Below are 8,719 nucleotides of genomic sequence, written 5' to 3' on the forward strand. Positions count from 1 at the left end.
TCTAGCGGCGAGCATCAGTTGAGCGCCTCGGCCGCAATGATCCATTCGGCTTCAAGGCCATCGCGTTTGGTGCTCATCTGCTGGAGCTTTCGGTTCAATTCTTCCAGGAGTTCGTGGTTGGCAGACTTCTCAGCCATCTGGCCATGGATGGTTGCCTCGTCGGTGTCCAGTCGAGCCAGTGACCGCTCGATGCGTGCCAGATCCTTCTCCAGCAGTCGGCGTTCGGCAGCATTCGACTGACCCTTCTTCTGCTGCACTTGCTCGCCTTGACCGCGAGCAGCTCGGCGGCGCTGAATGAATTCATCTACGCCTCCCACCAAATGCGCAAGATTCCCATCACCCAGCAAGGCGTAGGTGTCATCGCATACGCGTTCGAGGAAGTAACGGTCGTGCGAGATCACGATCAAGGTCCCGCCAAAGCTGTCGAGCAGATCCTCAAGAGCAGTGAGGGTCTCCACATCGAAGTCGTTGGTTGGCTCATCGAGCACCAGCACATTTGGACCGCCCATGAGAAGGCGCGTGAGCTGAAGGCGACGACGCTCGCCACCTGAGAGGTCACCGACTGGAGTCCATTGGCCATCAGCGCCGAAGCCCAAACGTTCACACAATTGCGAGGCAGTCAATTCACGGCCCTTGCCAATCTCAACGCGGTTGGCCACCTTTTCAACGGCCTCAAGGACTCGCCACGCTGGATTGAGCTCTTCCAAATGTTGCGACAAATACGCCGGCTTCACTGTCACGCCGGTAACCAGCTTGCCCTTTGCAGGGGCCAATTCGCCAAGGAGCAGTCTGATGAGCGAGGTCTTGCCAGCACCGTTGGCTCCAAGCAGACCGATGCGATCTCCGGGGCCGATATTCCATGTCACATGTTCGAGCAAAGTGCGACCGGCAACGTCCATCGTGATGTCACGGATCTCAAGAACCGACTTGCCAAGGCGAGCCCCAGCGAAGGCGAGCAACTCGCTCGTATTTCGAGGTGGTGGCTCCCCTTCGATCAATTCATTTGCCGCATCGATGCGGAACTTGGGCTTTGACGTTCGAGCCGGCGCTCCGCGCCGCAACCACGCCAGCTCCTTGCGCAGCAGGTTCTGGCGACGAGCCTCCGACGACGAGGCTTGGCGATCTCGCTCAGCTTTGGCGAGCACATACGCCGAGTAACCACCGTCGTATTCCTCAACCTGGCCGAGCACCACCTCCCAGGTGCGCTCGCACAAGGCATCCAGGAACCATCGATCATGGGTGACCACGACGATCGCGAGCTTGGGTCGGGATTTGAGGTGGTCGACCAGCCAAGCGATGACATCAACATCCAGATGGTTGGTCGGCTCGTCCAGGAGCAACAGGTCGCACTCGGTGATCAGGGCGCGGGCCAGTTGCACTCGGCGCCGTTCACCACCGGACATGGTTGCGATGCGTGCGTGCAGCAGCTCATCGCTGAATCCGCCAAGCAATCCGTTGAGCACCTCGCGAATGCGCGCATCGGATGCCCATTCATGAATGGGACGTCCGGGCACGACGACGCTTGCCACCGTTGCATCAGGATCCGGCGATTCGACCTGGAGGACCATCTCCACATGCACATCCGAGCCGACAGTGACGCGCCCAGCATCGACTGGTTCGGCACCGGTCAGCACATGCAGCAGCGTGCTTTTGCCTGCGCCGTTGCGTCCCACCACGGCAATTCGCTCGCCAGCGCTCACGCCGAGCGAGACTCCATCAAGTAGAGGACGCTCTCCGAATGACTTGGCTACCGCTTCAATATTGACAAGATTGCGAGTGGCCACAAGGGCATTCTCGCAAAGGTGCGGATGTGCGATCACATCGCACAGGGATCCACTAGCGTTCCGGCGTGCGCTGGACGCGAGCTCGAGCCATTCCCCAGTCCTCCCCATCGAATCAAGATTCGATGGCAGAGGTCATGCTCGGCAACGGACTGCACCTGCCTATCCGGCCGGAGTGGGTCGTTCCGATCCTGCAGAAACTGCGAATGCGCAACAAACCCGACCACGAGCAAGATTTTCGAGTCGACTGGGCTGGCATTCGCACGCGAATCACGATGCTGCCGTGGGCACCATCAGAACTCGCAGGCACGACCAGTGATCGCCTTCCTGTGCCAACAGATGGCTACCGCTCAGAAGCAGAGGAATACGTCGGTCTGGCACTGTCACTCACCAATGAGCGGGAGAACTACCGCATTGTTGAAGTCGGCGCTGGCTGGGCGCCATGGGCAGTCATGGGCGTGACTTTGGCCAAGAGAATCGGCAAGAGCGCTGTCGGCATCGCCGTTGAGGCTGATGCGACTCGGGCCGGTTGGTCAATGCAACACGCCACCGATAACGAAATTCTCCCGATCCGAATCCAAGGCACAAGTGCGGAAATCGCCTCGCGCATCGCACTCACCGCGGATGAATTCACCGTTGTTCAAGCCGCGTGCTGGTTTGAGGAAACCACCTTGCGCTTTCCGGTGCTCACCGAAGATGACATGGGCGGGGCAGTCAGCACCGATAAGCCGGCAAATATGGACTACCGCGGCGCTTTCTTCGACCACATTGACGTGCCAACTGTGACTCTCGAAAGTCTCATCGGCGGCGGCGAGCCAACTGACCTCCTGCACATCGATCTCCAGGGGCGCGAGCTCGATGTGATCCTTCCGAACCTCGAGCTCATTGCCCAGAAGGTGCGCTTCCTCGCCGTAGGAACTCACAATCGCTACGTCGAGGGCATGCTCCAAGACCAGTTGCTCAAGCGCGAATGGGCCTTATTGATGGAATCGCCTTGCTCAACCAACTTTGATGGCGTGAAACCGAGTCTCACCGGATTCACAACTCAAGACGGCAACCAGCTCTACGCAAACTCCCGTTTTCGCGACGCAGATCCGATCATCATTCGCTCGCGCTAATCCCCTTTGATTGCAGGGATGTTGCGACACTGAAACAATGCGCAAGGAATGAACTGCCGCCCGATCCGCAATAGGAGTTCCCATGAAACTCATCACCGCCATCATCAAGCCATTTCGACTTGAAGAGGTGAAGCAGGATCTGAACAAGGTCGGCGTCAATGGCATGACGGTTTCAGAAGCCAGTGGCCATGGTCGCCAGCGTGGTCATGTCGAGGTGTATCGCGGCGCTGAGTACCAGGTAGATCTCATTCCGAAAGTTCGCATAGAAGTCATCGTCGAAGACGCAGATGCTGATCGAGTTGTCGATGTGATCGTCAAGGCTGCGCGAACTGACAACATTGGTGACGGAAAGGTGTGGGTCTCGCAACTGGACACCGTTGTGCGCGTGCGCACTGGTGAACGCGGAGCCGACGCAGTCTGACTCCCGAGGTCATTGCGAAGTGAAGTAGCGGCCTGACTTCGCATCAGACCGCTACTTCAGATTCGCTACTTCTTGTTTGGAATTACGGTGATTGCTTCATTGCCTGCAGCGTGTGCGCGCTTGTCTGCACGCTTTTCCTTGATGGACTTGCCAGCAGGCTTGAGTTTCTCGCTCTTTTGACGGGATTTGTCTCCCATAAGGATCCCCTTATTCGCAAAGTCTGAACGACTTCGGTATTTCGACCTTACTCCCGAATGGCAAGGCAATCCCCATACATCTGATGGCAAATGAGTGAACCCCGGTCCGCAGCAGACCGGGGTTCACTCATTTATTTGGTGGGGGTTCAGGCGCAGAACCCCCTGGAGGAAGCACTACCTCGTTGCAGTCGACTAGGCAGTTTGGAACGTTGATGGGTGCGCAGGCAGTTCACGGCGTTCATCGCTTCGAATTTCCTGGCTTGGGACCGCTTCCGGGCTTGGATGGATGCTCAAGTGCGGTCAGCGCATTTTGTCGCGCAGCAATCGCAGACGAAACTGAATAGCGGCGAGCAGCTAGCGCCGTTGCCTTCGCCTCAGCAGTTGTCGCCAATTTCATGGCCGCATCAAACTCAGTCTTGGCTTTGAGCACAGCATCTTGAAAGGTCTGATTGATGATGTGACGGCCTTCGAAATCGCGCGCAGCGGCCGCTTCTGTGAGGAGTTCGGCTTTGTCCGCACTTACGCTGGATCCCTGATTCGAACTTGAACCGGAATCAGAGGCGAAACTTGCGGTGGCTCCGCTGAACACGAGGGCTGAGCTGAGAGCAGCAGCGACAAAGACAGATGATCGCTTCATGTCAATGCCTCCCTGCGCTTGGTAGTACGAACCACTTCCATCAGGATCAGCCACCTTTCTGTGAATTTCCTGTGAGAACCGTGAATTTCGCGCAATTTCATCTGCTCAGGCCAGGGGGAGAAACTGGACTTCACGAGATAGGTTCGCGCTGGAGGTATCTGTGACTCAACCAACGATTCTGATCGTGGATGACGAGGCCGGGGTGCGCGAGCTCTTGTCCGACGCTCTTGGCATGTCCGGTTACACCACGGTGCAGGCGGCCGATGGCATCGAGGCCCTCACGATTTTGCACCGGCAGACCGTAGATCTCCTTCTCATCGACATCAACATGCCCAAGATGGACGGCTTCCAACTGCTTGAAAAGCACCGCCATGACGGTCACCAAACGCCAGCGATTCTGCTCAGTGCGCGTGGCGATCGATCAGACATCACCACCGGGCTCAAGCTCGGAGCCGACGACTACGTGACCAAGCCATTCGGCCTGGAAGAACTTGTACTGCGTATAGCTGCCGTCCTTCGGCGAACCATGCCAACTCAGCAGACTGAGCGAGTGCTGCAGTGCGGCCCGGTGTCACTGGATCAAGCCCGCCACGTTGTACGTGTTGCAGATGACGTAATTGACCTCACGCAGACTGAATTCCGGCTCCTCGAAGAACTCATGTTGCGGGCTGGCTTCGTCGTGACGAAGGAAACCCTGCTGCGCGCGGTGTGGGATATCGAGTTCGACAGCAATACAACGGTCGTTGACACCTACATCTCATATTTGCGAAAGAAGTTGCACCGAGAGGGCTATGCCGGCATCAAGACGATTCGGGGAGCCGGCTTCCAACTTCTGGCGAAGTAGTGAAGCTTCGCACCCGGCTGACCATTGCCGTAACACTGATCATTGCCTTTGTTGCAATAGCCATCGGCGGCTTCGCAATCGTGCGTGCAGAGTCTGTTGAGTTGGAAAGAATTGACGCCGTTCTGAACGACGATGCGAAACAACTCTCCACCACTGCTGACGATCCGCTCATGCTCTCGCAGTTTCTTGCAGAAGAGAGTCCGATCCCGGTCACGATTACCTACGTCGATGCAGAAGGTGGCGTCAGTCAACTTACTGAAAGTCCCGGCGGTTTGGTTGACATCCCTCCGCCTGACGAACTCAACGCGTCACTGTTCACCTCTATATCCATCAACTCGCCTGATCCAGTACGACTCCGCTCTGTTGCACTACCCGATGATGACTACCTCCTGATCTCGACCTCACTCATGCCCGTAATCAATGCGCGAGGCGATCAGATCAAGTTGCTGTCCGCCTTCACTCTGATGACGATGCTGCTCGGCTTCCTCGTCACCTACGTCTTCTTCCGGCGTGACACTGAACTCAGCAATCTGGTCTCGTCTCTTGAGAAGCGGCAGCAGTTGATGCAGGAGTTCCTTGGTGACGCCTCGCATGAACTGCGAACCCCGCTGACGGTGATCAAGGGCTACGTCGAGCTCGTCACGCAACGGCGCAGCCTGGAGCCCGAACAACTCGATCGCTACTACGCGCGCCTGGCGACCGAGATTGAGCGCATGGAGTCACTGATCAACGATCTCCTGCTCATTGCCGAACTCTCAGAGAACACTCCTCGCGAGCGCGTTGATGTCGACATCACGAGTGCAGTGCGCAGATATGCCAGTGATCTGGTGCAACTGCAGCCGCAAAGGACCGTCACTACAGACATCCCTGACAACATCGCCGTGGTCTGCGTGCCAGAGCATCTGGATCAACTACTGGCCAACATCTTCTCCAACATTCAGCGCCACACCCCCGATGACTCGGCCGTGTCGGTCGGGCTGAGAAGCAAGGGCGAAGCCGTGATTCTGAAAGTCGCCGATGCCGGTCCAGGCATTCCTGACAGCGCACTGCGTGAGGGCATCCAATTCTTCAAGAGATTCGACCCTTCACGTTCGCGCACATCCGGCGGTTCAGGCCTCGGCATGAGCATCATGCAAGGCATTGTCGACAACTCCGGTGGAAGCATCACTTTGCGCAAGAGTCCGCTGGGCGGTCTGGAAATGGTGATCACTTTGCCCCGCGGACGATTCAGAACTGAAGAGTCCTAGCGATTGAGTTCCGCATGAGATCTCGTACAACTCAAAAGTCCTGCGCTTTAGCGATAGCTGTATTCGTCAGTCTGCACATCAGCCCGGCTTCTGCACTGACGAATCGCATCGACGAGCGCTTCAGCGACTACACCGCGGGCAAGTCCTTCGACGATGGTCAGAAATTCGGTCACTGGCGGGTGGTGTTCGACGGAGTGAACAGCGGTCACGGCGTACACCTAAGCAAATCTGGCTTGCTACTCGCTCCGCAAAGTGCCCAGACTTCCGATACGACCAACTCGACTCTTGTCGTCTCACGCAAGAAGTTCACCGATGCTCCACTGCATCTGAGCGCGACATGGACGACCCAGCGCACCACACGTCTTGGCGCCGCGAACCCTTGGGAAACCGGTTGGCTGATTTGGGATTACGTAGACGCATCCCATTTCACCTACTTGATTCTCAAGCCAAATGGCTGGGAGGTCGGGCGACGAGATCCCGGTGTGCCGGGCGGGCAGCGATTCATTGCCGATGCACCCTCACCCGTGACAACTATCGGCATGAAGCGCTCAGCGACGGTTGATCGCCTCAATGGGCAAACCACGATCAGTGTTGACGGTGCTCCGCTGACGAGTTTCACACTTACCGCAGATGAAAGCCGAGGCTCAGTCGGCATGTACTCCGAAGATGCAGTTGTGCTTTGGAGTCGCATCGTTGTTGCAACGAACTAGCCCTCCCGAGCCCACGTGATAGGCCTACAACTACAGGAGTGATTCGGCAGCGATCGCCTTCTCCTGCCACCAATTGAGTTCATCGTCCAAACCCCCGAAGGCTTTCTCCCAGCCGAATTGCACCAAGCCACCCAGCAAGCTCAGTGCCAGTTGGCGTTCCCACCACGGCTCAGTATCGATCCCAAGTAATTCAAGATCCTCGCGATAGGCCTGTATCGATGCCTCTTTGCTTTCCGGCAACCGACGGCAATTAATGGCCAAGTACCAGGCCAGATCACTGGTACCAGCTCCGCGGCCTGATCCTTCCCAATCGAGTAAGACGGTTCGACCGTCGTGAGTCACTCCCAGGTTGTCCAACTTGAAGTTGCCATGCACCAGGGTCTGGGGTGTCATGGCAAGCGCTTGAACCAAGGGCCAGGGATCCATCGACAGCGGTAGCACGATTCGCGCGGCCTGCGGCGCGACCTGTTCGAGCAGCGGCCACCCCTGCCCGACCAGTTTCGGGACCAAATGCTCAGAACCCAGTTCCGCTTCGACCATTGCAGTCCAAGGCGATAGCTCCATGTAACGAGTCATCACCGGCACGATGTCAATCTCGGGCCCCGCTTCCCAGAAGGCTGCGTGCAGCGCGGCCATATGCGCGAGGAACTGGCGATGTGTGGACATTGCAATCACCTCGTCATCAGCAGCAACGATCGACTCACCAACGTCGCGCATCAGCACCGCAGTAACAGTTCGGCCGTCAGGATCATCGGGCCGCACCCCCGTTGCCACAGCGAGGATCGGCTGTTCGATGCAATCAGGCACTCGAGCCAGAATGCCTCGGTCCCAAAGCTCAAGAGTCGCTCCTCCGATTACACCCCCTGCGCGCATCGTCCAATCCTGATTTCGGTCGAGGTACTTCAAGACATAGCGCTGCCCATCGAGAGTGACCCACTCGATGTATGCGCCTGACTTGCCAGCGTTGTCGACCATTGCCTCATGGTCAGTGGCGCCGAGCAACAAGTCAGTTAGCACGCCCGTGCGGCGGCCTTCGGCCAAGTCAGGCCTGGGCATGACCGATTCCTTCGACTGCTGCATCATGCTCATCTTGAGCTGCCTGCATTTCTGCAATCAGCGGAGCAGGCCATCTACCACCACACACCACTGTGTCAACGCGGATGAGCCCGTCGCTGACTTCAAGCACATGCATATGGTGCGCCAAATGCGGTACGCCGTTCTCGCTCCAGGCAAGGAGGTACCGCACCAATTCCCCATTGGGCAGAGGCAAGCGCCGAAGCTCCTTGAACTCACCAAGATCAGCAAACCAACTGGAATACTCCGAGCGGATTTCATCGGGGCCGTTCATCCGAAAACGCCAACCGGGCACTGTCGCATCGAGAACTGCGTCCGACGCCCAAGAGGTACATGCTGGAATCGTTGCCTTTTGCACTGCGTCAAGAAACGCATCGACGGCTTGAGTGTTGATAGATCCCATTTGGCCACCCCCCAATAGCGTATTGCTCTACTGAGACTTCTGCGTTGGTGAATATCACCAGCATCTTCTCAACGACCCAGTTGACGGAGCGTTCGGCTACACCCGCGCCTACGCCTGCCGGGGTTTAGAGCCTTTCACAAAGTACACCTGTGAGGGTTCGGGTGATGCGTGACGGATTGGCTTCGCCTGATCCGTTACACCTTTTTGGTCATTATTGTCTTTAGCTTGCTCTTTGGGCATGCTTCTTGCGGACCTCCTTCTCGCTGGTGCGCAGGACGGTTTTGATG

10 protein-coding genes are annotated in these 8,719 nt (G+C 57.3%); 5 read left to right on the plus strand and 5 right to left on the minus strand.

The features are described from left to right. Positions 1 to 14: 14 nt before the first annotated feature. A complete protein-coding gene (locus tag Q7L55_02300; protein MDO8731390.1) occupies positions 15 to 1,784 on the minus strand; it encodes an ABC-F family ATP-binding cassette domain-containing protein in 1,770 nt (589 codons plus the stop codon). A gap of 65 nt (positions 1,785 to 1,849) precedes the next feature. Here Q7L55_02300 and Q7L55_02305 point away from each other — a divergent pair, with 65 nt between their 5' ends. Then, positions 1,850 to 2,899, plus strand: coding sequence for a hypothetical protein (locus Q7L55_02305; protein MDO8731391.1), 1,050 nt, complete (start codon positions 1,850 to 1,852; stop codon positions 2,897 to 2,899). Positions 2,900 to 2,981: 82 nt separating this feature from the next. Continuing rightward, positions 2,982 to 3,320, plus strand: coding sequence for a P-II family nitrogen regulator (locus Q7L55_02310; protein ID MDO8731392.1), 339 nt, complete (start codon positions 2,982 to 2,984; stop codon positions 3,318 to 3,320). 65 nt (positions 3,321 to 3,385) lie between these two features. On the opposite strand, the gene Q7L55_02315 is transcribed toward Q7L55_02310, so the two are convergent. Together Q7L55_02315 and Q7L55_02320 are read right to left on the minus strand one after the other, a co-directional pair. Further along, positions 3,386 to 3,517: a hypothetical protein gene (locus Q7L55_02315; GenBank protein MDO8731393.1), complete on the minus strand. Its 132-nt coding sequence runs from the start codon at positions 3,515 to 3,517 to the stop codon at positions 3,386 to 3,388. A 238-nt stretch (positions 3,518 to 3,755) separates the two neighbouring features. Continuing rightward, on the minus strand, positions 3,756 to 4,154 hold the full coding sequence (locus Q7L55_02320; protein MDO8731394.1) for a hypothetical protein: 399 nt from the start codon (positions 4,152 to 4,154) through the stop codon (positions 3,756 to 3,758). A 160-nt stretch (positions 4,155 to 4,314) separates the two neighbouring features. Here Q7L55_02320 and Q7L55_02325 point away from each other — a divergent pair, with 160 nt between their 5' ends. The 3 genes from Q7L55_02325 to Q7L55_02335 are packed head-to-tail and all read left to right on the plus strand — an operon-like array spanning position 4,315 to position 6,955. Continuing rightward, positions 4,315 to 4,998 carry a response regulator transcription factor gene (locus tag Q7L55_02325; protein MDO8731395.1) on the plus strand — a complete coding sequence of 228 codons (684 nt, stop codon included), beginning with the start codon at positions 4,315 to 4,317 and terminating at the stop codon, positions 4,996 to 4,998. Continuing rightward, the gene (locus tag Q7L55_02330) at positions 4,998 to 6,245 is read left to right on the plus strand and encodes an ATP-binding protein (GenBank protein ID MDO8731396.1); all 1,248 of its coding nucleotides are present in this window, start codon (positions 4,998 to 5,000) and stop codon (positions 6,243 to 6,245) included. The genes Q7L55_02325 and Q7L55_02330 overlap by 1 nt, the downstream gene beginning before the upstream one ends. A gap of 14 nt (positions 6,246 to 6,259) precedes the next feature. Further along, positions 6,260 to 6,955 (plus strand): calcium-binding protein, encoded by a 696-nt coding sequence (locus Q7L55_02335; GenBank protein MDO8731397.1) that lies wholly within the window; start codon positions 6,260 to 6,262, stop codon positions 6,953 to 6,955. Between the two features lie 30 nt (positions 6,956 to 6,985). On the opposite strand, the gene Q7L55_02340 is transcribed toward Q7L55_02335, so the two are convergent. After that, positions 6,986 to 8,011 (minus strand): phosphotransferase, encoded by a 1,026-nt coding sequence (locus Q7L55_02340; GenBank protein MDO8731398.1) that lies wholly within the window; start codon positions 8,009 to 8,011, stop codon positions 6,986 to 6,988. Continuing rightward, the gene (locus Q7L55_02345) at positions 7,998 to 8,432 is read right to left on the minus strand and encodes a hypothetical protein (GenBank protein MDO8731399.1); all 435 of its coding nucleotides are present in this window, start codon (positions 8,430 to 8,432) and stop codon (positions 7,998 to 8,000) included. Before Q7L55_02345 ends, Q7L55_02340 begins: the two co-directional genes overlap by 14 nt. Between the last annotated feature and the right edge of the window lie 287 nt (positions 8,433 to 8,719).

Source organism: Actinomycetota bacterium, from assembly GCA_030650795.1.
In the GTDB taxonomy this organism is placed as follows: Bacteria; Actinomycetota; Actinomycetes; order S36-B12; family S36-B12; genus UBA11398.

Excerpts from the sequence above, each read along its gene's own strand:
- Q7L55_02310 (MDO8731392.1), top strand. The coding sequence starts at position 2,982 with ATGAAACTCATCACCGCCATCATCAAGCCATTTCGACTTGAAGAGGTG.
- Q7L55_02315 (MDO8731393.1), bottom strand. The coding sequence starts at position 3,517 with ATGGGAGACAAATCCCGTCAAAAGAGCGAGAAACTCAAGCCTGCTGGC.
- Q7L55_02320 (MDO8731394.1), bottom strand. The coding sequence starts at position 4,154 with ATGAAGCGATCATCTGTCTTTGTCGCTGCTGCTCTCAGCTCAGCCCTC.
- Q7L55_02335 (MDO8731397.1), top strand. The coding sequence starts at position 6,260 with ATGAGATCTCGTACAACTCAAAAGTCCTGCGCTTTAGCGATAGCTGTA.
- Q7L55_02340 (MDO8731398.1), bottom strand. The coding sequence starts at position 8,011 with ATGCCCAGGCCTGACTTGGCCGAAGGCCGCCGCACGGGCGTGCTAACT.
- Q7L55_02345 (MDO8731399.1), bottom strand. The coding sequence starts at position 8,432 with ATGGGATCTATCAACACTCAAGCCGTCGATGCGTTTCTTGACGCAGTG.